This window comes from Bacillus sp. AR13-1, assembly GCF_008042285.1.
GTDB lineage: Bacteria > Bacillota > Bacilli > Bacillales > Bacillaceae_G > Bacillus_A > Bacillus_A mycoides.
On sequence record NZ_QNUA01000041.1, the window covers coordinates 83315 to 107628 of the forward strand.

Here is a 24314-nt window from a genome sequence, read left to right on the forward strand (position 1 = left end):
TTTCCTAAAAGGTTAGTTATTCACATTTATTTCGTGTAACGGCTGTAACTCTTCCATAAAGTCAAGCAAAGATCCTACAGTAAGAAACGCCTTTGGGTCTATCTCATCCTCTGGAACGCATAGCTTTAAATCCATTTCTATGTATACTATAAGCTGTAACATCATTACCGAATCTATATATAAATCTTGATTTAAACGCATCGTTTCTTCTAAATGCGTTACATTTTTCAGTTCCATTTTTTCTCTCATAATACTTAAAACTGCTTCTTTTAACATTTCACGACTCATGTTGTTATCTCTCCCATCTCTAATAACTTCCGACTTACTTTCCCTGTTTTATTTTTCGGAATCTCTGCTACATTTTCAATTTCATGTGGCACTTTATAAGACGGTAAATGCTGTATGCACCATTCTCGTATTTGTACTGGTTCAATACGAGAGACTACTTTCGCTTTTACTATTTCTCCCATCACAGGATGCTTGCCCCGGTATACAATCGCCTCCTGAATACCTTCTAATCGAAGCATCGTTTCTTCCACTTCTATAGGAAATACCTTTAGACCGGACACATTAATAACATCATCTATTCGCCCCATGAAATGAATGCCTTGCTCAGATCTATAACCTAAATCTTTTGTATAAATCTCCTTTTCAGCAATTTTCACTACGATTTCTTCAGGTTCATCTTCATTTGAACCTATGTTAATACTTACATGAGGAAGTGGTTTTCCTAAATCCAAATGTGTTTCCATAGCATGACATATACTAATGCAACCAGCTTCAGAACAGCCGTACTGCTGCATCATGTATTTCGTCATGCCCTTTAACTTATAAAATAGCGTTTCTGGCAAAGGTGATCCTGATGTCATAATTTTATGAAACTGAAAAGTCCCTTGTGGAAAACTCCCCATAATATGTAACATAAGTGGCACTGCGTATATGATATGTTTTTCGGTATTACGAACTATATTTAACGCGAATTTAGGGTTTTTATTTGTAATGATTATAGGCTTACTACCTCTCGTAATTGCTGATAACGTGCCACAAATTAATCCGTATGAATGTGAAACTGGAGCCATTACAATTGGCACTTCGTCTTCTTCACATTTTAAAGCTTCATTGTAAGCAGCAATTTCTGTTTCAATTTCCGTCCATGCTCTACGAATCAGTTTTGGCTCTCCTGTTGTACCTGAACTATACTGCAATAAAGACGATTCTTCTTGTAATAGATTTGGAACTTCTAATTTTGTAAAGTCGTTACTTTCTCCGTATAAAAGTGCAGTACACTTTGCGCGCTTTGCCATTTCAATAGCTGTATCCTTTGGCGTATCTTCATGAATAAGTAGTACAGATGCTCTTTTTTCTTTTAGGAAAAACACAAGCGTAATAATATCGAATGGATCTTTCAGACAAAGTGCAAATCTATTTCCTTCTGCTTCTTGAAATTGTTCCACTCTCTCGTAACCTTGTAATCTCAATTCAAAATCATATTTGCTAAATTCTTGTTTATTAACGATTAGCATGATTTCCCCCTGTAACAACTGATTTTTGTATTGTAAGTTGCTTTGCTCTATACAATGGATTTGGAACTTCATGAACAAGCGATTCCACATCCATATATAAACGACGCTTCGTTAATTGCTCTGCATGAAATGTAGGTGCATATAATTGTAATGCTTCAAAACGTTCTTTCAAATGCGAAAATCTTTCAAAATGATCTTCTATTTCTTCAACAAGAATGATCCAAAATTGTTCCTCTTTCAACTGATACTCATCTGCCAGCACGAAAGCTAGTTCACCTAGATTGAATAGGAAAAGCGCATCTAAAACCATTTCTTGTAAACATTCAATACGGTCCATTTCAAAGAAATCATTCATTTGACCATTCGCATATGTTTTATGCATTTTAGTAAAGTCAGGACATTTTTCGAGTTCTTTCAAAAATGGACGATAAAACTCCAGTCCTTCATGAAAATCTTTTAGTGCAATACGGACTGGTATTCCCTCTTCATGAACTAAAATCATGTTTTGCCCATGTGATTCTAATGCGACTCCATGCTCTACAACGAGGTGTACAACTGGGATAATTGCTTTTTGAATAAGCAATTGTAACCAGCTTTCTACTCCATATCTCTTTAACCACAAATCAATAGTTGGTGTCCCATTTTTTCCCTTGGCATATAAACCGTTAAATGGGATTGCCTCTTCTTTCTTATCTAAATATTTGTGAACGCTTTCGCGCCAAATACATCCTAATGAGCCATACGTAGCTTTTTTATTCGCATCGTACGTAACACTCGAAAATTCATTTAACAAAATTAAACGCGATTCATCCCTTAAATAAGGGTCATGATTTACTATATCTTTTAACCAATTCGATATAGCAGGTGCACTCACAACCGAATGTGGTTTTAATGTACGGATAGTTGAAGTATTGAGTAAATTCATTGATAACTTTACATATGGTTTCTCTCGATTCGTAACATTTCTTAATGTCCGCATCGACTGCTGCGCGCAATAATCATCTTCTGATTTCCCTAAATAAATAATATATTTATCCTGTATATGGTCAGTATAATTCGGAATAATAAAGTTCTCCCACTGCCAAGGATGAACAGGTATAAACATGTACTTCTTCGAATCACAGTCCATTGTTCGAATACGATCCATATACTCTTCGATTTTCTTTTCACCAATTTCTTCTTTAAAGGTACAGTTATAACTCTCTTCACTTTCATATCCTACAGTCGTATATTTCTCATGAACTGCAATCCATATAATTTTCATTGATTGCATAAATTCAAATCCATATTGAAAATTATCACGATATTGAAACCCGATGCGTGCTTTATAACTAGGATGATACGGGTGTCCATCTATTAAATGACTTTCAAGCTCATCATAAGATTTCGCAAGATAGTCTTCTTCACAACTTCTCTCATATTGTGCAATCGTATCTTTGAAGATTGTTTGTTCTAATTCTTGAATAAAAGAATCCAATTTCGTTCGATCCACTTGAACAATCCGAAAAATCTCCTGTAAAAATTGTGAAACTGATTGTATTTCTTCTTCCTCATCTTGAACTCTCATTATTAATGAGTCATGTAAACAAATACGCCCAAATGTCATACGTTCTTGCCCATAGCATTGGTACATTACATTTTGATCCTTTTCATCAAGACCTTGTATAATAAAAAGTATTTGCTCTCCCTTTTGTATACGAATCGGCGTAATGATTTCTTCATAAATTAACGATTCTACTAATTGCCGGAATACTCTTCTTCTTACTGAAATGTACTCTTTTGATTGGAGTGCCTTCAATATTTTCATGTGATAAACTTCTTCTTTCATAAATCCCTCCGCTATAATACGGAATATCAAATTCCATTATTTGTATTACGTGAAATTTTAGCACTACTTATGAACGAACAGCCACTTCTCTAACGAGTGGATTATCTACTTGTACATAAATTGCTTGCTCTAAAGGATTTGTCAGTTCATCAACATCGAAAAATCTCGTTAGCAAATTTGCTTTACATGCCAATTTATTTTCTTCCAACAATTCACTTAAAAATGTAGAAGGTTCGCGGTTATATGGAAGGAACGCTTCAAGTACAGACCTTAATTCCGAAAGAAGAATTTCCTCCTTTATTAATCCTGCTGTACCAAAACCGTTAATTAGTCCAAACATATGATTAAAAATTAAATAGTAACGAAATCTTTCATCTACAATGTAATCGTCATATAAATTCCCAGTACGTTCGCCAATACCCGCTAGTTCATTATCTAGCACTGACTTCATTGAATTGCAGAAATAAAAACCTTGATTATCACGGAAGTAAAACTTAACTGGATAACCATCTTTCAATTGAACAACACTATTTTGTTGATGCGCTTCTAATGCAACGCCATAACGTAAATACATCCATACCATCGGCTTTAAAGAGATATTCATATATCGTCTAAACCACTCTAAACTTACTTCTTCACAGCTTCTACCTTCTAAATCCGCTAAGCGATGGATAATATTTGCTAAACGAGTTCTTTCACCCGGAATTGCATCTTGTACTAATCCAGCGATAAGCGTTGCATCATTTTCATTTTCACTATAAAATGTGTTTTCTCGAATAATCACTTCAAATCCAGACTCTTGTGCCCCGTATTTTAAAGTAATAAAGGCCGGATCACATATAAAATCAAATCCTGGAAACTTTTCTAGCACCTCTCCAATTTTAGTATTCAATATTTCCTTACCTTCAAGTCCACTCTCAAGTTCCTTCAATTTATTAATACGCATTGAATTCGTGACCTTTACAGGGAATGAAAACTTGAACATATACTTCGAATGAGGATGATATAGCGTTCTAAGTGATGATGTCGCCATATAACACTTACCTACTGGACCGATATATTCAAGTACACCTTGATTCATCCAATTTTGCACATAAGATTGATGTAATAGCCATTCTGCTTGTAGCGGATGGATTGGAATTAATGAATATTCATCTTCTTGACAGTACTCTTCAATAAATTCTTGACCTACCTTTTCATCGTTCTTTAATTCCTTTTTTATCATCGCCGTTGTAGAATCTTGTAACAATGACTTTTCACTTACTATACTTTTATGTGCCCTAAAATAGTGAAGTTGGCACTCCCCTTTTAATTCAGGAGAATACATTGAACTTTTCCAATCCAATATACCTTGTCTACTCTTTGGTGTAGGATGAGTTAAATGTCCAAATAATAAAGATTGCTCCGCCTCTATAAAAGTCGTATGGAAACCATATAATTCAGCTGTATCCTGCTCCCTTCCTTGTATAAACTTCTCAATATTTTGACAACTATAGATAACTCGAAGCATAAGTTCATCAGGATTCGTACCTTCTCCATAGTTAATAGACATTTCCTTTATTAAAAACATAATAACCGTAATATAATCTGCTTTAATAACATTTTTATTTTCGCCAATTTGGTAATAAAATTGTTCTCCAAATAGATGACGGTCCGTTGACGATTTATATATAACTTCCCCATACAAAGTAACGTTTTGTGCCGATAACCGACAGCATAAATAAGTGGGGATAGCGTCTCTTTGAAATGAATGGCAGAAAATATTTTCTATCCTTTTATCCTCCGTAATCCATTCTCCACTTCCTGTTTCTCTTAAATAACAATTTAAAAAGCTTTGTATTGTTGCATGTTCCGCGATTTGTTTCGCATGCTGCATACTGCTCCTCCTCTTTTAGACGAACACTATCATTTTTTCGTGAAACTTCTGACAGTTGAATTTTATTATCAACTATGATTTTAATTGATAATGATAATCATTTCAAGATATATTTCAGAATTTTTTTATCTAACTAAACTTTTTACCTTTTCAAAACATTTAATCCGTCAACAAAAAAATACACCAATATAATTATTGATGTATTTTTTCATTCTTGTAGATTAAGTTTACATAATAATATTATCGCATTCTAAATTAATAGTGATTTGTATAAACAATCCATATCTCGCCAAGCATATGCTATTTCTTCTACATTTAGTCTTTCTAAAAGTTTCGTGTCAATTTTTTCCGGATTATATTTTTCATAAAACTTTTTAGAAGGGTTATTAGCAACAACCCAAACTAACAGAGATTGCATATTATCTTTTTTACATTCCGATAGCAATGCTTGAAATAATCTTTGTCCTATCTTCATTCCTTGATATTTTTGTAAAATGTATATTGCATATAATTCCCCATCACAATTATATGTACCTGTTCTTTCAACTCCCCCATCGATAAATCCGATAATTTCCCCATTTAACGTTTCTGCTACAAATCTATATTGTAGATTGTCTTCTTTTTGAAAAATGTTTTCCCATTGCTTTTTTCTTTGTTCAAATGTTAAATTTTCTAAAATTTCGTTAGCGAATATCCCAGTATACGTCGTTTTCCAGCTTTCCACATGCACTTTCGCTATTGTCGCAATATCAGCTTTCATTGCCTTTCTAATATGTATCTCCACCATACTCATCCCCCTTAGAAAATAATTATAGCAAAATGTTTTGTATGCATTAAAAAAAGAGTGAATTTTCATCACTCTTTTTATCTACTTTCAACTTCTACTGAAACAACATGATCGATTTCTTTTAAAGAACTATATAATTCAGTTGTATATAAATCTTCTGGAGCTAAAATGACCATTTCCAATTGCTGAGATGCCCCATTATCAATATCTTTAATTTTCACTCGTTTTACTTGCATATTTAAATTTTTAATTTGCTTAAAAATCCCGTCTAACTCTCGATGTTTGTTTACGGTAATTTTTATGGATAAGTCCTTTTGTCTTAATGAATAAGGGCCTGCAATTTTCACAATTTGCGGAAGTACGTTAATCGCTAATATAATTAAAATCATAGCAACCGTCGCTTGTATATAAAACCCTGCACCAATCGCAATACCTAGTGCTGAAGCGGCCCATACCATAGAAGCTGTCGTTAATCCTGAAATAACGTCATTATTTCTTCGTAAAATTACCCCTGCTCCAAGAAAACCAATCCCACTAACAATTTGAGCGGCGAGACGCATTGGATCCATGTTTGTATGACCCGGTACAGAATAAACATTCACTGATTCAATTGAAACCATTGTAATTAAACAACTCGCTACGGAAATAACCATACTTGTTTTCACACCAAGCGGTTTATTCTTTAGCTGCCTATCTATTCCGATGAATAATCCTAAAAAGAGTGCTAAACCTAATTTGAATAAAAATTCATATGACATAATTCCTTCTGCTACTAAGAATATAGACAAATGTACATTCTTAGAGTATTCCTGCTTCTGCGTGTCCTGTCTCGCCACTAACTCGCTACTACAGTTTGCTGTAACACTCCACAGGCATAAATTCCGATGTAGCCCACCGTACATATATACAATCTATTTACGTTAGTATTGTATATTTTTTTGCTTGTAAAAGGTTGATTGACGCGTTCAAATCTCTACCTATTACATTTCCACAGTCACATTCATATACTCGTTCGGATAGTTTTAAGTCTACTTTCTTTTGACCACAACATGAGCATAACTTCGACGAGGGATAGAACCTGTCTACTTGACGTAGTTCAATTCCATATTCCTCACATTTCGCCAATAACCATGTTTGAAATGTATAAAAGCATTGCTTCGCAACTGCTTTAGATAGATGTTTGTTCTTCATCATACCTTTCACATTCAAATCTTCTACTGTAATAAATGTTGGCTTGGTTTTCACCACATCATTTACAATAGACTTTACATACGCTAATCGAATATTTGTTAACCTGGCATGTAGTTTTTGCACTCTAAGAATATTTTTATCTATATTCGCTCTTTTGTTAGTAACAGATTTTTCACCTCTCTTTTTTATATTTTCAAATTTACGCGATAAAAAACGTTGCTCACGTCTTAACCGTTTTTCTATCTTTTTTACTCTTATTGTTTTGTTGATGTTTTCATGAACGATACCGTCGCTACGTATAGCGAAATCCTTCACCCCTAAATCAATACCTAAACCTGTTTGGTTGAAAGTTGGCTTCGTTTCTGTTTCTTCCAATTCGCAAAGCACGGATACAAAATATCTTCCTGCTCTTTTACCTATCGTTCCACTTTTTACAATCGCATTTTTGGGAATATACCCATATTCTTTTAACCTTACCCAACCAATTGTGGGGATTTTTACTCTATGCCTTTCTACTGTCCAATCTGTTTTGTTGTTTTTAGGAAAATAGCACTTCACATCTTGCTTCTTCTTTTTCTTATATCGTGGAAATTTAGATAAACCCTTAAAAAATCGCTTAAAAGCTTTATCCCCGTTCATAATCGCTTGTTTTACAGCTTTACTTGATACTTCTTTTATCCACTGGTCACATTCTTTTGTATAGACATTGTTCAACCATTTTGAAAAGTCATACCCACTTAAAAACTTTCCTTCGGCTTCATACAACTCTTTATTTTTAGAGATATACAGGTTGTAAACATATCTGCACACACCAATAGTCTGATTTATTCGAGGTATTTGTTCTTTTGTCGGATGGATTTCTATTAGATATGCTCTTTTCATAAATCTTTATCCTCCGGTATTTTCTTCTTGAATCCCCATATAGTCTTTATACTGTTTATCTGTATAAAATCTTCTTCCTTTAGGGTTTCGGTAAGCAGTCAATACACCCTCGTTATCCTTCTCTGTAAAGTTCTTACAGACACATTGATTATTTCAGCGAATTCTTTTGATTTATATTGTTTCATAGGTAGAATGTAACATATTTATCTGCATTTGCGTATGTTTTATACAACTGTATTGATCTCCTTACTTCCTAATGTTTCCCTTAGAATATTTCACTATAACTCTTTTATGATATCAATTCCAGTCTTTTCTATTCATTTAAAGTAAAAAACCGAAAAAACATTTTTGACAATGTTTCCCCGGCTTTTTATTATAATTAAGATCTTTCTTTATTTTTGTTCTTTAATTTTAATTTGTGCATCTTTATAAAATGCTAACTTATTATCATTATACTCTTTTGTATGTTTATTAAATTGTTCTTTCGCCTTTTGCGCTTCCACATTTAACTCATTAACAGTTTTAACTTTTTCACCAATTTCTTTTAACTTCGTTTCTTTTACTTTTAATTTTTCATACAGTTCTTTTTCAGTCGCTAACGCCTTCGTGTAATTCTCATTCATCTTTTGGAAGGCATCATAACGATTTTTATACGATTCTTCTACTGTTTTTGCTTGTTTTTGTAATTTCTTATCTTCGAGTTTTTCAATATTATTTTGAACGGATGTCGTTTCTTTCTGCGCTTTTTCTAACTGTTCCTTCTCGTTTTTCAATACTTTTTCACGCTCGTCTACATTTGCAGTAGCTTGCTCTATTTTCTTTGAAACTGCTTCATTATGCTCTTTACCTTCTTGTAAAATTTGAGAATAAAGTTCTTGTCCTTGCTTTTCTAACTTCTCTAATTTTTTTGTGTCATCTGCTAAAGATTTTTCCTGTGTAGATGCTGCTTCAAAAGCCGTAAATAAATTTTCTTCTGGCTTTTCACCGAAACAACCTGATAATAATCCTACTGATAATGCTCCAACTACTGCTACTTTTCCATATTTCAACTTCAATTCCTCCATTACATACGGTTATCATGCCAGAGGTTCACGGGGAAGTGATTCTCTTCATGATATGCTTCAAACTCATAACCCTTTTCTTTTAGACCCTTTAATATTGCTGGCACAGCTGCGACTGATTGCGGATGAATATCATGCATTAAAATGACTTCTTGAGGATTTGTTGCACCAGCTAATACATTTTGAGCGATTTGTGCTGCCGCTGCATCGACTGGTACTTTATTGTATTTCCAGTCTAAAGAATCAATTGTCCAGTCCCATACTTTAAGACCACCCTCTACTACTTTGTTTCGAAGGCCTTCATTTAAACCAGGCTTCGACCCGTATGGTGGACGTGTTAATTGAGGTGATTTTCCAATAATATTTGCGATTAAGCTTTGATCTTCTTTCATTTCATTAACATATTCGCCATTTTTATATAACTTCGCAAAATTGTGTGTCATACTATGCATTCCAACATAATGACCCTCTGCATTTTGACGTTTTACTAAATCAGGAAACGCTTTTACATTCGCTCCGATTAAAAAGAATGTCGCCTTCGCATCATGCTGTTTTAACATATTTAATAATTCAGCCGTATATTTTCCTGGCCCATCATCAAATGTAAGATAAGCAACTTTTCTTTCCATTCCGTTAAAACGACTTGGCGCCGTTTTATTCATTTCAACTTTCGATTGTTCACTTGCAAGCTGCACTATATTTTCTTGCTTAGCAACAGCTTTTGCTGGTGAAGTAATAGATTGAAACATGAAATACCCAATAGCTACTATTGCAATCGCTACTGAAACAACTGCAACTCGTTTAATTTTAAAAGCCTTTTCCATTCTATCGAATTCCTCTCCCTATTAATCTTATATATAAATCACCCAATATAATTATACATCTATTTATTTTATTACACTATATAAACAATCTAAAATATGAATTATAATGGGAGTTTTATCAAAATTGTTGTTCCTGCCTCAACAAACTCTTTATTCTTTTCATACCAATTCTTGATTGCACTATGTACAACTTTCAAGAAGATTTGTTTTAACCTGTTTGATCTTCATCTTCTATCAATTCAATTCGCTTTCAACTTGCAATGAGATGAATTTATTTTCTCTATTTTAGGAGTTAATTACCAAATTTTTTCCTCTAGTATATCGTACAATTGCACCTTTTGTTTATATAAATTAAAATGATTTGACTGTAGACGTGAAAAAACTAGTAGCCCTTCTACTAAAAATAAATGAAGCAATCCATTTCCATAAAAAAAGATTGGCTGAGGCCAACCTTTTTTTATACTTATTCATTTCGAGTTGGTTTTGGTGTAACACCTAAATGCTCATTTAACTTAGTCGAAATATCTTTCACATTTTTTTCGTTTGGAATGTAATAATAAATACCACCAATACGCTTATCCGTTCCTTCTATTTGCATCTTTTCCATTTGCAAATCTGATCCTGCCATATTTTTCGTAATAGCAAGCATATCATCAAACGTTAAGTTTGTTTTCATATTTTTATCAACTGCATCAAGTAAAGAGCCCATTTTACTAATTGATTGAACAGACATTGCTTTTTTCGCAATTGCTTCAATTACAAGTTGTTGCCTTTGACCACGCATTGCGTCACTGTCAATTTTACGCGTTCTAGCAAGTGCAAGGGCTTGTTCACCATTTAAATGTTGGTAACCTTTTTCTAAATGGATCATACCTGCTTGGTCTTTACTATCTTGTTCTGTGAAAGTAACAGGTACATCAATATCAATACCACCAATTGAATCTACAATTTGTACAAATGACTCAAAGTTAAACTTCACATAATAATCAACTGGTACATTTAAAAATCTTTCCACTGTATCTCTTGTACTTTCAACACCACCAAATACGTGTGCGTGTGTAATTTTATCTAATTTCTTTCTAGATGGAATATAAACACGTGAATCACGAGGAATGCTTACTAATTTAACGGATTTATCATCTTTATTAATTGTCGCTAATAAAAGTGCATCTGTTCGAACCGCTTCACCATATTGGCTTTTTCTCATTTCGCTTCCATCGACACCCATGATTAAAATCGAAATATTATCCTTTAAAGGTTCCACTTCTTTGTCCCTTTTTGATGACTTATCAATTTGTGCATATGCATCACTTACAACAGCTTTTGCTTTGTTATATATAAACGATCCATATCCTACTCCTCCAAAAACAAGTAGGAAAAATGGAATTAAAATGAACCATTTTATTGATTTTCTTTTAGAACGTTTTTTACTGCTTCTCGTATCTTGTTCTAATTCAGAGCTCATGTTCATTCTCCTCTCTTTCTCTTTTCCTAGTATAATGTATGTCTAGTAATCTTCATATTGAATTTCCTTTCAATCACCTTACATTTTTGTAAGGTTACATCATGAATCCAATATGTATTCCATTTCACATTATACTCTCGTGCTTATTTTTGGCAAGTCACTATTTATCAACTTCAAAAATTTAACACTTCAAAACGTTCAAATTTACAGATTTATCATTCTGTTATTTGCAGGTAGTAAGACTTTCACCTCATAATTTATCAGGAATAAAAGAGTCAAGTTTGGGCCATGAAATTTTGATTGGTGATGACTAATAATCAGTGAGGGATAAATCCCCCACTGATTAAAATTTCACTTTATTATTTCTCATTTGGTGTGTATATCATTTGCTTCCCATTATTATAAATTAAAGCTGATTTTGCTTTTATTTTCGTTTTTTCTATTTCCACATCATCATTAGAGAAATTCACAATAATTTTAATATCTTTTCCATATGAAGCAGATTGGACTAATTTATCTTCTGACAAATATGCAAAGTTCGTCATTTCTTCTTTTACTGCCTTTTCATGAACTTCATTCCAAACTTTCAGATGCTGCGTAATTTCTTGTTTATGCTTATTCCACTCTACTTCATCTAAATGGTACAACGGAGGCACATTATACAATAACTCATATAACATTCGGTTTCCTACCTCATCTTTTACTTTCAAACTTCCCCATTCCCAGTGGTGCGTTGTAATTACAGAATCATTGTATACTAATTTATATAACGGTACCGAATATACTGGATTTAAATATACTTGTTTATATTCTTCTTTTAACGGTACTTGTTTTGCATATTTTTCTGGAACATTTTGATTCGGTGACCAATATCCGCCCACATAATACGGACTTGTTTTATTTTTCCTCATATCTTCATCGTCCCATTTAATAACAGGCGTTTCAATGCCGTGAGCAAATGCAATCGTGCTACTTGCAAAGTCATTTCCGCCTTCTGAGCCAACTACCATACCCTTTTCTTGCGCAATATAATCCATTCGTTGCAACCTTGCTTGTAAATCTTGTTCTTGTGTCGTTAAATGTTTTGTTGAATAATCATCATAAATTTCGCCCGTCGCGTCACAATCAATAAACCATGAATTATATTTAGGGCCATTTTGTAATATATCGTTCATTCGTTCTTTTACACTAGGAAGTGATAATGTCGGATTTAATTTTCGGCCTCTCCCTAAAAACCCTTGCACTTTCTCACCATTTTTCTTCGTTACAGTGGCTTCTTCATATAACGATGGGTCATTAAAGGAAGCTGTGTTCCAATTTTTATCACCTTTTTCGTGAATAGAATGGTAAGAATCATACGGACCAACTAAATATCCCATTTCCTTAGCTTCTGTAACGAAATTAGGCTGCATAAATCCTTGTTCCCAGTTCGGTAGACCAATCCACGCTTTGTCTATCCCTACTTTTTTCATTTCCTTTATTATATCCGTTCCATCTGCCTTACCCCATTTACTTACTTCTTCAACTGCATCACCGAGTACTGACTTTAATAAATGTTTATTTAAGCTATACAGCTCTGTCTTCGATAAGTGATCTACACCTTTCTTTAATAACACACTAGCTTCCTGATTAACTTTCGGGAAAATATCCTCTTTATACAATTCCTTCATAGATAATACTTCGTTTGTATAGCGTAAAATAACATTTTTTTGGTACTTATCAATGAAATCTTGTTTACTTACTTGCTCAAACACACTCAGTTCTCCAGGCTCCGAACTATTCTTTTGAATAAGCCCTTTTATATGACTAAACACCGGGCTATTTATTTGCTCTCTTAGCTTCGGCCAATTCACGTTACTTTCTGATAAACCATTTTGATTCCAAAAGTAAAAATGAGCTGCCCCGTAAAGTTTTTCGATTTCTTTATTTTTTCTTGCCTTTTCTTGTAATGTTTTAAATTCACCTTTTCGAGCAATATTATCCTTATACAGTTTAGCGATACTTACTGCATCATTATTTGTCACATATAATTGAAATCCATATGTTTTATTTTTATTTATACTCGGGAATTCATGTGTAAAATCAAACCCTATTTTCGGATCTGAATGAAATTTCAATTCATTATTAAACATATTGTTCGCAATATATACGATCGAATATTTAGAACCATTTAATGCAAAAAACTTCATAGAAAATGATTCAGCAAATGAATATGCATCATCCTTTAAAAACTTCTTCCAATTCTCATCATTACTCGGAATTTGCTTACCTTCCCATAACGGAAGTGTATAATTTTCAGCTTGCACTTTTGGCCATGTAAAACTTTCTGCACCAGTCGATTCCACTTCAATATTTAAGTGGTCTTTTTTCTTTTCTAAATTTACTTTTACTTTTTGATCCGGATATTCCCATGATGTATGATCCTTGTTTTTTTTCAAATTCGATACCTTCATTTTTGGTAACGGTTGTGATGCCTGTTCTTTTACACCATCATGTTCTACAGTTAACGTAAAAGTCTCAGGATTTACATCGTAAGTAAAATCTTTATACGTCGCTTTCTTTATTTTAGACTCTTGTAAAGCATCATTACCTTTTACATCACACCCGACTAAAGTCGAAAGTGACAATGTTGTAAGAAGACATATCGCTATCATTTTTTTCATCTTCTGCACCTCCACCAATGAATATACAGGTGGTTTGTTACAGGAATATGGCAAAAAAATAATAGAGCTAGCATTATGCTAGCTCTATTATGAGCAAAAAAAATTTACGTATTACTATAATCTGTTTAAAGAAAATATGTAATACAGTGGAACTTTAATCCTTGTTTTTTTATTCTCACTAATAATTAGATCAAGCAAATCTAAATTCCATCAAGCTTCCCTTAACTGAAAAAGTAACTATATATAATATATCCTAAAACTAGCACTAAAATTAATATCCCTGTACCTTTCCAATTCATACCACCTGTCATATCAACAGGGCTACCTGATTCCACCCTGTTGAGTCCATCATTCAAAGAACCGGTAGGATTATTTTTCAATTCACTTTGTCTCATGCGTTCTCTTTTTTCTTCTGGTGACTCTTTTGAACTCATATAATCACCTCTAAATTTAATGTTCATTCCGAAAAATCCCCTTTAAAATAGATTCTCCATAACGTAAAGAAAGCTAGCTATGCTAGCTTTCTTTATAATCCAATATGTTCTTCCTTATTTACAGTAATCCCTTTATGATCAATTTCAAGCTCACATACTTTCATAGCTGCAAATACTCTCGCTAATTGGTCAGCTATTTCTTTACGCTTCTCGTACGGAGTTAAAATAAAAATGGATGGTCCCGCACCACTAAGCGCTGTGCCATATGCTCCGAATTCTTTTGCACATTTACGAATTGATGGTAATAACGGTACAAGTTCTAAACGATATGGCTCGTGGAAATGATCTCGTTCCATCATTTCACCTACAACTTCCCACTTCTTTTGACATAATGCAGCTACTAATACGTTACTTATCGCACTAGCCTTAACCGCTTCATGAAACGGAAACATCTCTGGTAATACAGATCGACTTTCCTCCGTATTTAGCTCTTCATTTGGAATAAGAGAAATTACGCCTAATTCCTTACTTTCAATCCTTACAACCGAAACATTCTTTCCATCCAGCGCTCCGATTACAGTTCCACCTAAAATAGAAGCAGCAACATTATCTGGATGTCCTTCAAAATTTGTAGCAATTTGAACTTTCTGATCAATTGTTAAGTTCAAGTTTCCAAGCTGATTCGCAAGCTCTATTCCTGCTACAATTGCTGATGCACTACTTCCTAGACCTCTTGTCAGCGGAATATTACTAGTAACTTCTATTATATAGGGTGATAAAGAAGGAAACACTTTACATGCCGTGCTAACAATTAAATTTTTATCGTCTGTTGGAATTGAATCTTCAAAGGAATGGATTACTTGCCATTTATCTGCTTCCGCCTTTACCACCACATCTAAATATAATGACAATGCTATTCCTACTGAATCAAATCCAGGTCCGACATTCGCTGTACTAGCAGGGACACGTACTCTCAATGGTATCACGACATAATCACCCCTTTAATATGATCTTTAATTTGATCTATATCATTTGACACACTTGCAATATCAAATTTATTAGAAGAAATTGCGATATCAGGATCTTTCAAACCGTTTCCAGTTAAAACTGCAACAACCGTTTCTCCCTTTTTGATTTTTCCAGATTGCACATGTTTAATGACGCCCGCTAATGAAGCATTTGATCCTGGCTCTGCAAAAACTCCTTCAGTTTTTGCTAACAATCTATACGCATGTAATATTTCTTCATCTGACACCATATCTATTTCACCATGAGACTGCTCGGCAGCCTCTACTGCATATGACCAACTCGCTGGGTTACCAATACGAATCGCTGTTGCAATCGTTTCAGGTTCTTCAATTACATGCCCTTTTACAATTGCAGCTGCTCCTTCGGCTTCAAAGCCGTGAATTCTTGGTTTTTTATAACCCTTTTCTTTTTCATATTCACAGAATCCTTTCCAGTATGCTGTTATGTTCCCTGCGTTCCCAACCGGAATAGCTAGAACATCTGGTGCATTTTCCAACTGGTCGCAAATTTCAAATGCTGCTGTTTTTTGTCCTTCAATTCGGTAAGGATTTACTGAGTTTACTAATGTAATCGGCTCTTCTGCAGCAATATTTCTTACAGCCTTAAGTGCATCATCGAAATTCCCTTCTATTGAAATGATCTCCGCTCCATAAGCAACTGCTTGCGCTAATTTCCCATGCGCAATCTTTCCTTCTGGTATTACGATAATACATTTCATTCCGAGGCGTGCCGCGTATGCGGCAGCTGATGCTGATGTATTACCTGTAGATGCACAAATGATAGCCTCTGAACCTTCTTCTTTCGCCTTTGCAACTGCCATTACCATACCACGGTCTTTAAAAGAACCCGTTGGATTCGCTCCTTCATATTTTCCGTATAACTGAATCCCTAATTGTTTTGATATATTTAATAATGGAATCAGGGGTGTATTCCCTTCCATTAAGCTGACATCAGGTGTGTTTTCATTCACCGGTAAATAAGAAGCGTACTGTTTTAATAGTCCTTTATACATATTGTTTTTCCTCCTCAATAATGTAGTAACTGTTTATTTCACTTGCGACATCTTCTATCGCTCCTAAAACTTGCTCGAATTGATATTTTGAAGTTTGATGCGTCACAACAACGACTTCTGCAAGCTCACGATTCAAAGGTAATTGAATTACCTCTTTTAAACTCACAGAATAATCGACGAAACATTCTGTTATTTTTTTAAACATTCCAGGCTCATCTCGTAATGAAATGCGCAAAAAGTATTTTGAAACTACTTCTTCATCTCCTTGTAATTCATACGGCTCCGGTTCTTTTAATACACTTTTATTTTTCGGAACTTGATTCATATTTTTAACGATTGAAATAATGTCACTTACTACAGCAGAACCAGTTGGTAACTTCCCAGCTCCAGGTCCGTAAAACATCACTTCTCCTACTGCTTGACCGTGAACATACACCGCATTAAATTCATTATTCACATTCGATAGCGGATGATGACGTGGTAATAAAGTCGGTTCTACACTTAAGTGAATGGATGATCCTTGTTTTTCAGCTTTACCAATTAATTTCATTGTAAATCCTAATTTTTCGGCCATCTCTAAATCTTCTTTTTCAACCTTTCGAATACCTCTAACTTGAACATCATCTAAAGAAACATTCATCGAAAAACCTAAGTTTGCAAGAATTGCTACCTTTCTCGCAGCGTCTAGTCCATCTACATCCGCTGTCGGATCTGATTCTGCAAACCCTAATTTTTGCGCTTCTTGTAAAGCCTCTTCATACGACCATCCATTTTGACTCATCTTTGTTAACATATAATTTGTTGTTCCATTTACGATTCCCATTATTTTTTCAATTTGATCTGAAGCTAGCCCGTCTGATAATCCTCTTAATATTGGAATCCCACCGGCTACACTCGCTTCGTAACATAGGTCACATTCATTTTTATTTGCCAGTTGCAGAAGCTCCGCACCATATACAGCCATTAAATCTTTATTTGCTGTTACGACATGTTTCTTACTTTGCAAAGCCTTCACAATATGCTCTTTCGCTTCTTCAATTCCGCCCATTACCTCTACTACAATATCAATATTTGAATCATTTAGAACTTCATCGACATTACTTGTTACTACGATTCCATCAATGCAAACATCACGTTCCTTTTCCAAATCACGTACAACGACTGTCTTTACCTTTACTTCATATCCTGTATCAAGAGTGATTTTTTTATAATGTTCTTTCAAAATATGGACAACACCACTTCCGACAGTACCTAATCCTAATACCCCAACATTAATAACGTTATTCATCTTCTAATCTCCTCCTAAATAGTTTAATTGTTACACCTGTGAATCACCTTACTCTGCTTTTTAATCATGCAGGTGGTGGTTATTTCCGTACGTACTAATCGTTTCATGTTACCGCACCTCCTTTCAAAGTAATAAAAAAACACACTCATCCCTAGGAAAGGGACGAATGTGTTTTCGTGGTTCCACCCTTGTTCCAACCTAGACTTACTTTCTTCTAGATTGCTCAAGTTCAGATAACGGCTGATACCGTCAATAATTACTAGATTGCTCGTTCACTATTGAAGTTCAAAGGTGGTAAGATCATTTCTCGTGTTAGGAAGCTCACAGCCTTGGCCTCCCTCTCTGTAAACCGTAAAAATGTTCTCATGTCCTTATCGTTACTTTTTCGCTCATGTTTATTTGTTAACTCATTATACTCGCATAAAAAACAAAATCAATACTATTTTTTAATTATTTTAAATTTTCAATCTTAAAAACTATAAAAAAAACACACTCATCCCTAGGAAAGGGACGAATGTGTTTTCGTGGTTCCACCCTTGTTCCAACCTAGACTTACTTTCTTCTAGATTGCTCAAGTTCAGATAACGGCTGATACCGTCAATAATTACTAGATTACTCGTTCACTATTGAAGTTCAAAGGTGGTAAGATCATTTTTCGTGTTAGGAAGCTCACAGCCTTGTCTTCCCTCTCTGTAAACCGTAAAAATCATCTCATGTCCTTATCGTTACTTTTTCGTTCATGTCTATTTGTTAACTTATTATAGTTATCAACTTTTCAAAAAGCAAGCCTATTTTTCTTCACAATTTTTAAGAATATGAATAATTATATTTTAAAATAACAAATCATCTAATACAGATTTATTCTCTTGCACATATATTCATCACATACAAATTAGCAATATTCATAGTTAAAGTCTCACTCTAAAACGTTTAGAGTTTCATACTTCAACACTATATTTAAAAAATAATTTTTAATACAATCTTTCCCTATAACTTTCTTCTAAAGAACGTGCAACTTCCTCTTCTGAAGCATTCACTTTCGCATGCTCCATTAACATTTTCGGTGCTGAAGGTAGCTCTGTTTTATTTAACCATGACTCTGGATCCCACATTTTTGAACGAATAAAAGCTTTTGCACAATGAATATAGCATTCTTCTATTTCAACAACAATTCCAAGTAACGGATTGCGTCCATTCGCCTGCATTTCTTTCAAAATTTCTTCATCGTTCGTAATATATGCTTTACCGTTTATTCGGAGTGTTTCCCCAAGACCCGGAATAAAAAAGATTAACCCTACGTGCGAATTTGAAATTATATTTAAAATAGAGTCTATACGACGATTACCCGGTCTTTCTGGGATGATAATTTTATTTTCATTTAATACATATACAAATCCAGGTGCGTCTCCCCTCGGCGAAGCATCACACTCTCCGAATTTATTTGCAGTAGATAATACTAGAAAAGGCGATTTAGACAGGAAATCTACACAATGGTGATCAAGTGATGAAATAACTTTTTTCAAAGCCCGTTCACTTGGTTGCCCCAATATTTGTCGTAATTCTTCCTCAGTTGAAATTATTGATTTTATTCCCTTATTCTCTATCTTCACTAATAATCACTCCTTTTTCTTTATCTTCCCAAAATTCAATACAAATATTGTATAATAAAATTTGCAGAAAGGGGAATTAAAATGACAGAGTGGTTAACAATATTTGATCCTGAAAGAAATACACTTGGAAAGAAATTACGTGATGACGTGCATCGTGACGGTGATTGGCACGAAACATTTCATTGCTGGTTTGTAGAAAAAGATGCTGAGGATATGTTCTTATATTTCCAATTACGCTCTAATAATAAAAAAGAAGCTCCGGGTATATGGGATATTACATCCGCCGGACATATTATGCATGATGAAGATGTACTAATTGGCGGTCTACGTGAAATTGAGGAAGAACTGGGTCTTTCCTTCCAAACGAATGATTTAACATACAAAGGAATCTATAAAATAGATTATGAAATTTCAAGCCTTACTGATCGTGAGTTTTGTCATATGTATTTCCACAATGTAATAAAACCACTTCCATTTGCACCAGGTGAAGAAGTAGACGATGTGATGAAAGTACATGCAACTACTTTTCTACAACTATTAAGAAGAGAGATTTCATCTTTAACGACTAATTCTGTTTTAAACAGTAATCCGATAACGATAACATTTGAAGATATTTATCCTTATGCTCTTGGATACTATGAATTTGTTATAGTGCAAGGACAAGAATTGCTAAACAAAAATAGTTTATAAAAAAATAGGACTCCCAGCTTACTTTATTCGGGAGTCTTATTTTTCTATTGCTCAAGTATCTTTAATTTTTTCTCTACTCGTATAAATAATCGTATAATTAACAACAGCATAACAATCATAATCGCTATCATTGTATGTGGATATCTAAACAGTATACTAATAACACTTCCAATTAACATCATAATGAATCCATTTTGTTTCATCACTTCTGCACTATACTTGTTACCTGCATCCCATAATTCCTTATTTTTCATAGACCGTTTCGTACGGTAACCATATGCTGCGTTAATATCCGTCGGTGGATTTTTTTGAAGAATAAGTGCCGCAAGTATAAATATAATACCAATCAATATGCTCATTCCTATGTTTACTAGTGCATCCATCAATTATATCCCCCCTAACTTACACCTTCATTATACTATACAACTCTTAAAATCCCAATTATTAACATTTTTATTTTCTCTCTTTAGATGTCTGGAACATACTTGGAAGTGTTACAAAACGTGCCCCTTTCGTTTTTAACTGCGGAATGATTTTGTCTAGTGCATCGACAGATCCTTGCAAATGTCCACCTGGAGTCGAATGTTGAAGTATGATACTTCCTGGAAATGAATTCCCTAGCACATTATTTGTAATCGTATCAGCACTTACCCCTTTCCAATCAACTGTATCAACACTCCACTGTACAATCATAAAATTTTGCTCTGTCGCCCACTTCAATTGATTTTCAAGTATTTCACCGTATGGTGGACGTATAAACTTCGGTGCATAACCTGCTAAATGATTTAATATTTCTTCCGTTTTTATAATTTGATTACGGTATTCAGCCTCATTTACTTTCGCTAAATTCGGATGATTATACGTATGGTTACCAATTACATGCCCTTCATTCGCGATACGCTTTACTACATTCGGAAACTTTTCTGCATTTTCACCAAGTAAGAAAAAAGTAGCTTTTACATTATATTGTTTTAACTTATCTAAAATTTTTGGCGTAAATACTAAATCTGGTCCATCATCAAATGTAAGAGCTACTTCCGCTTTATTGTATGGTCCTGAAAATGCATACGCATATTTTTCAACCCATGAAAAAGGTGTCCATGCCCCCCGATTCTCTTCCTTCACTTTGACTTGATCATTTTGCGGAACATTTAATACATACGGCACTGCGTCTATATAGTTTCCATAATAAAATGAATGATATGGCATATAAGCATACGAAACATTTCGTTCTAGTCCCCAATGAAATGGAACGAACATTTCTGGTGCGTAAAAATAATACATGATAAAAACCTCCCTAAAATTTCATATGTGATTCATCTGTACTTTGTTAGAGAAATTCTTATTCATGAACAAAAATAAGACTGTCCGTAATTAGGACCGTCTTACTGCTTTATACAATTAATAAAGTGAAACTTTAATCAGTGGGGGTTTTACTGCCCGTTTATGCGGGATAAATCGATGTACTATCTTTCGGCAAAACTTTCACATGTTTTAAATAGCTTGTCACTTTGTCATCATCATCTTGCGGGTATTGATATCCATATGTGTTAGCAATTTCGTTCGCAACTTCCCTAAATAAATCACCCATTACAAAGAATGACTCCCATATATTTTCATATTCTGCATTTGAAAATGTCTTTCTAAATTGCTCCCACGTATCTTTTTCAACATATTGCTCGAAATGCTTACCAAACTTTCCGGTATTCACTGTAAAATTTGTTTTCATACCAATATGCCATTCTAGCATTACGATTAACATATCACGCATTGGGCCTTCAAGCATTCCTTTCGCATAAGAAAGTTCCTCGCGCCACAATCCTTTTCCTACATTTGTACTGCACCACCAAAATTCATTACAGCAATCCAAAAACTCTTTTTCTGTAGGATTTTTTATAACGTAATCTTTATCACTTGCTGGCGGAAATTCTCCAATACATTTGTCTTTATCCAGTAGTAATTTACTTAAACTATCCTGTCCAATAAATTTATTTATTAAATCAACTGGAACTAGCATTAAATCAATTCGATTCCCATCCATGAACTGCATTAAATACGGAAATTTCCCGTCTTTATCAGCTGGAAGTAACGACATTTCTTCCGGCATTTGCACAATCATTATTTCTCCAAATCTATTAATCCAACTATGATTACACGTAAAAGATTGTATATCTTTTACAACATAAATAATATCATAGTCTTGAAAACAATCTTTTTTCACATTTGGATTCACACGTGACCCATTCATGATGACAGCTCGAATTCTTTCATCCTCTTTTGCTGTATTTATAATTAAGTCTAACATTTCTTTTTCAGTTCTCATCTTCTTATAGCCTCCAAGTTTTTAATATATAATATAAAGCTATGTAAATTGGAGGTCCACGAGCTAAATTCGTTGTACAAGATACACGTTATAATTTTTGAAACTTCTTTTTCATCCCTTTTTCCTCCTTAGATTACTCTGTTACGACTGCCATTAGAAACCCATCGTACCCTTTACTTCCTACAGTTTGAAGCGCAGTAGCACTTACACGCGGCTCAGCAGCTATTAGCTCATAGAAATGGCGTATCCCTTGTACACGAGGATCGCTACTAGTATTATCAATAACTTCACCTTCACGTACTACGTTATCCCCAATAATTACAGTACCAGGGCGTGATAGTTTCAGTGCCCATTCAAAATAAGCAGGGTTATTTTGTTTATCCGCATCTATGAAAATAAAATCAAATGGTTCATACTTCTCATTTTCTATTTGTTTTAAAGAATCTAACGCTAATCCTAATCGTATTTCAATTTTATCATTCAAATTGGCACGCTCAATATTGCTTCGTGCAATTTCAGCATGCTTTTCACTTGCTTCTAATGTAACAATTCGCCCTCCAGATGGCAATGCTCTTGCAAGCCATATTGTACTATATCCGCCTAGAGTGCCAATCTCTAAAATTTTACGCGCTCCTTGAATTTGTACTAATAGTTGTAAAAACTTCCCTTGAGTTGGCGATACATCATGTGCCGGTAAATTAGCTGCAGCGTTTGCTTGAAGAACTTCTTCTAATGTAGAGTCTTTCGGTATTAATACATCACTCATATATTGATCAACAGCCGTCCATTTCTCAATCGTACTCATGGAAATACCATCCCCTTCAAGTTTTTAATACTTATCTACCATTCAAATTTAATTATACCGAAAATTCCGTTTCATACACAAAAAATAAAGAAGGGACACCCACTCCATTACAGAATAAATGTCCCTTCTTTGTATTTTATATTTATCCCTTACGGATTAGTAGACCAAAGTCCTGCTGATTTAATAAATGTACGTTTATTTAATTTCAGCTGCGCTACGATAAACTCTGCAATATCTTCCGCTTGCATTACTTTATCAGGATTTCCATCAGTTAATCCTAAGTCTACAGCCATGTCAGTTGCTACTGTACTTGGTGTTAAAGCTGTTACACGGATATTATGTTTACGAACTTCCATCGCTAACGATTCTGTTAAACCAAGAACACCAAATTTAGAAGCACTATATGCACTTGTTACAGGTGCACCTTTTTGTCCTGCTGTAGATGAAATATTAATAATATCACCAGATTGTTGTTCAATCATACTTGGTAAAGCTGCACGAGTTGCATAGTATACACCCATTAAGTTTACTTGAATGATTTTTTCCCAATCAGCAACGTCTAATTCTAAAAACTTACCGAATTTAGAAATACCAGCGTTATTAATTAAAATATCGATAGATCCTAAACCATTTTTTAATGTTTCAATTGCAGTCGTTACTTCTTCATATGAAGATACGTCAGCAGTCGCAATAACAGCTTTTACACCTTCTGCTTCCACTTCTTTCGCTACAGCTTTTAAGTTTTCTTCTGAACGAGCTAAAAGACCTACATTTACGCCTTCTTTCGCTAACGCAATCGCTACAGCACGACCAATCCCTCTACCTGCTCCTGTAATTAAAGCATTTTTTCCTTGTAATAATTCTGCCAAGTATAACACTCCTTAATCATCTCAGTTGTTTATTATATTAAAAGTGTATCTATGTTTATGCAAAAAGGCAATGATGCACTTTTATGTGCGTAGGTTACTTATAGGTAACTATAGTAATGGTAAATGCATTTTTAAAGAAAAATAGTGTTAGAAG

General features: G+C 34.2%; 22 protein-coding genes, 2 pseudogenes and 2 other annotated features. Of the genes and pseudogenes, 1 reads left to right on the forward strand and 23 read right to left on the reverse strand.

The features are described from left to right. Positions 1-12: 12 nt before the first annotated feature. From asbD to DN408_RS25955, 18 genes and pseudogenes are all read right to left on the reverse strand, one after another. On the reverse strand, positions 13-288 hold the full coding sequence (asbD, locus tag DN408_RS25875) for a petrobactin biosynthesis protein AsbD (RefSeq protein ID WP_002064932.1): 276 nt from the start codon (positions 286-288) through the stop codon (positions 13-15). Beyond that, entirely contained in the window at positions 285-1523 is a 1239-nt protein-coding gene (locus tag DN408_RS25880; RefSeq protein WP_002126944.1) for an AMP-binding protein, read from the reverse strand. The genes asbD and DN408_RS25880 overlap by 4 nt, the downstream gene beginning before the upstream one ends. Continuing rightward, a complete protein-coding gene (locus DN408_RS25885) occupies positions 1510-3351 on the reverse strand; it encodes an IucA/IucC family protein (RefSeq protein ID WP_002012378.1) in 1842 nt (613 codons plus the stop codon). Before DN408_RS25885 ends, DN408_RS25880 begins: the two co-directional genes overlap by 14 nt. A gap of 67 nt (positions 3352-3418) precedes the next feature. Continuing rightward, positions 3419-5227, reverse strand: a complete 1809-nt coding sequence (locus tag DN408_RS25890; RefSeq protein ID WP_078178502.1) for an IucA/IucC family protein — start codon at positions 5225-5227, stop codon at positions 3419-3421. Between the two features lie 250 nt (positions 5228-5477). Then, the gene (locus tag DN408_RS25895) at positions 5478-6014 is read right to left on the reverse strand and encodes a GNAT family N-acetyltransferase (protein ID WP_078178501.1); all 537 of its coding nucleotides are present in this window, start codon (positions 6012-6014) and stop codon (positions 5478-5480) included. A 77-nt stretch (positions 6015-6091) separates the two neighbouring features. Continuing rightward, positions 6092-6772 (reverse strand): MgtC/SapB family protein, encoded by a 681-nt coding sequence (locus DN408_RS25900; RefSeq protein ID WP_002012374.1) that lies wholly within the window; start codon positions 6770-6772, stop codon positions 6092-6094. Positions 6773-6929: 157 nt separating this feature from the next. After that, positions 6930-8087: an RNA-guided endonuclease InsQ/TnpB family protein gene (locus DN408_RS25905; protein WP_002126938.1), complete on the reverse strand. Its 1158-nt coding sequence runs from the start codon at positions 8085-8087 to the stop codon at positions 6930-6932. Positions 8088-8119: 32 nt separating this feature from the next. Then, positions 8120-8272, reverse strand: a pseudogene (locus DN408_RS25910) (MerR family transcriptional regulator); the annotation flags it as partial. A gap of 207 nt (positions 8273-8479) precedes the next feature. Continuing rightward, the gene (locus tag DN408_RS25915; RefSeq protein WP_002086134.1) at positions 8480-9136 is read right to left on the reverse strand and encodes a YkyA family protein; all 657 of its coding nucleotides are present in this window, start codon (positions 9134-9136) and stop codon (positions 8480-8482) included. A 14-nt stretch (positions 9137-9150) separates the two neighbouring features. Next, positions 9151-9972: a peptidoglycan-N-acetylglucosamine deacetylase gene (locus tag DN408_RS25920; protein WP_002126936.1), complete on the reverse strand. Its 822-nt coding sequence runs from the start codon at positions 9970-9972 to the stop codon at positions 9151-9153. A 134-nt stretch (positions 9973-10106) separates the two neighbouring features. After that, positions 10107-10373: pseudogene (locus tag DN408_RS32570) on the reverse strand (sensor histidine kinase); the annotation flags it as partial. 62 nt (positions 10374-10435) lie between these two features. Further along, positions 10436-11437 (reverse strand): LCP family protein, encoded by a 1002-nt coding sequence (locus tag DN408_RS25925; RefSeq protein WP_002126935.1) that lies wholly within the window; start codon positions 11435-11437, stop codon positions 10436-10438. 359 nt (positions 11438-11796) lie between these two features. Further along, complete coding sequence (locus DN408_RS25930; RefSeq protein ID WP_016126787.1) at positions 11797-14100, reverse strand: glycoside hydrolase; 2304 nt, start codon at positions 14098-14100, stop codon at positions 11797-11799. 221 nt (positions 14101-14321) lie between these two features. Beyond that, a complete protein-coding gene (locus DN408_RS25935) occupies positions 14322-14534 on the reverse strand; it encodes a DUF6366 family protein (protein WP_003188727.1) in 213 nt (70 codons plus the stop codon). A 92-nt stretch (positions 14535-14626) separates the two neighbouring features. Continuing rightward, positions 14627-15520, reverse strand: coding sequence for a homoserine kinase (thrB, locus tag DN408_RS25940; protein ID WP_002126931.1), 894 nt, complete (start codon positions 15518-15520; stop codon positions 14627-14629). After that, entirely contained in the window at positions 15517-16575 is a 1059-nt protein-coding gene (gene thrC, locus DN408_RS25945) for a threonine synthase (protein WP_002126930.1), read from the reverse strand. The genes thrB and thrC overlap by 4 nt, the downstream gene beginning before the upstream one ends. Beyond that, positions 16568-17863: a homoserine dehydrogenase gene (locus DN408_RS25950; RefSeq protein WP_002126929.1), complete on the reverse strand. Its 1296-nt coding sequence runs from the start codon at positions 17861-17863 to the stop codon at positions 16568-16570. The genes thrC and DN408_RS25950 overlap by 8 nt, the downstream gene beginning before the upstream one ends. Positions 17864-18018: 155 nt before the next feature. Continuing rightward, positions 18019-18250: a binding site (T-box leader), on the reverse strand. Between the two features lie 116 nt (positions 18251-18366). After that, positions 18367-18598 (reverse strand) — a binding site (T-box leader). 236 nt (positions 18599-18834) lie between these two features. Then, entirely contained in the window at positions 18835-19473 is a 639-nt protein-coding gene (locus DN408_RS25955) for a pyridoxamine 5'-phosphate oxidase family protein (protein ID WP_144512408.1), read from the reverse strand. An 81-nt stretch (positions 19474-19554) separates the two neighbouring features. Here DN408_RS25955 and DN408_RS25960 point away from each other — a divergent pair, with 81 nt between their 5' ends. Further along, positions 19555-20163, forward strand: coding sequence for an NUDIX hydrolase (locus DN408_RS25960; protein WP_147740437.1), 609 nt, complete (start codon positions 19555-19557; stop codon positions 20161-20163). 44 nt (positions 20164-20207) lie between these two features. On the opposite strand, the gene DN408_RS25965 is transcribed toward DN408_RS25960, so the two are convergent. From DN408_RS25965 to DN408_RS25985, 5 genes are all read right to left on the reverse strand, one after another. Next, positions 20208-20546: an SdpI family protein gene (locus DN408_RS25965; RefSeq protein ID WP_002012358.1), complete on the reverse strand. Its 339-nt coding sequence runs from the start codon at positions 20544-20546 to the stop codon at positions 20208-20210. Positions 20547-20616: 70 nt separating this feature from the next. Further along, entirely contained in the window at positions 20617-21447 is an 831-nt protein-coding gene (locus DN408_RS25970; protein ID WP_147740438.1) for a peptidoglycan-N-acetylglucosamine deacetylase, read from the reverse strand. A 160-nt stretch (positions 21448-21607) separates the two neighbouring features. Beyond that, complete coding sequence (locus DN408_RS25975; protein WP_002168604.1) at positions 21608-22486, reverse strand: aminoglycoside 6-adenylyltransferase; 879 nt, start codon at positions 22484-22486, stop codon at positions 21608-21610. Positions 22487-22619: 133 nt separating this feature from the next. Beyond that, the gene (locus DN408_RS25980; protein ID WP_147740439.1) at positions 22620-23291 is read right to left on the reverse strand and encodes an O-methyltransferase; all 672 of its coding nucleotides are present in this window, start codon (positions 23289-23291) and stop codon (positions 22620-22622) included. Between the two features lie 149 nt (positions 23292-23440). Next, positions 23441-24160: a 3-ketoacyl-ACP reductase gene (locus tag DN408_RS25985; protein ID WP_000818985.1), complete on the reverse strand. Its 720-nt coding sequence runs from the start codon at positions 24158-24160 to the stop codon at positions 23441-23443. Positions 24161-24314 lie beyond the last annotated feature (154 nt).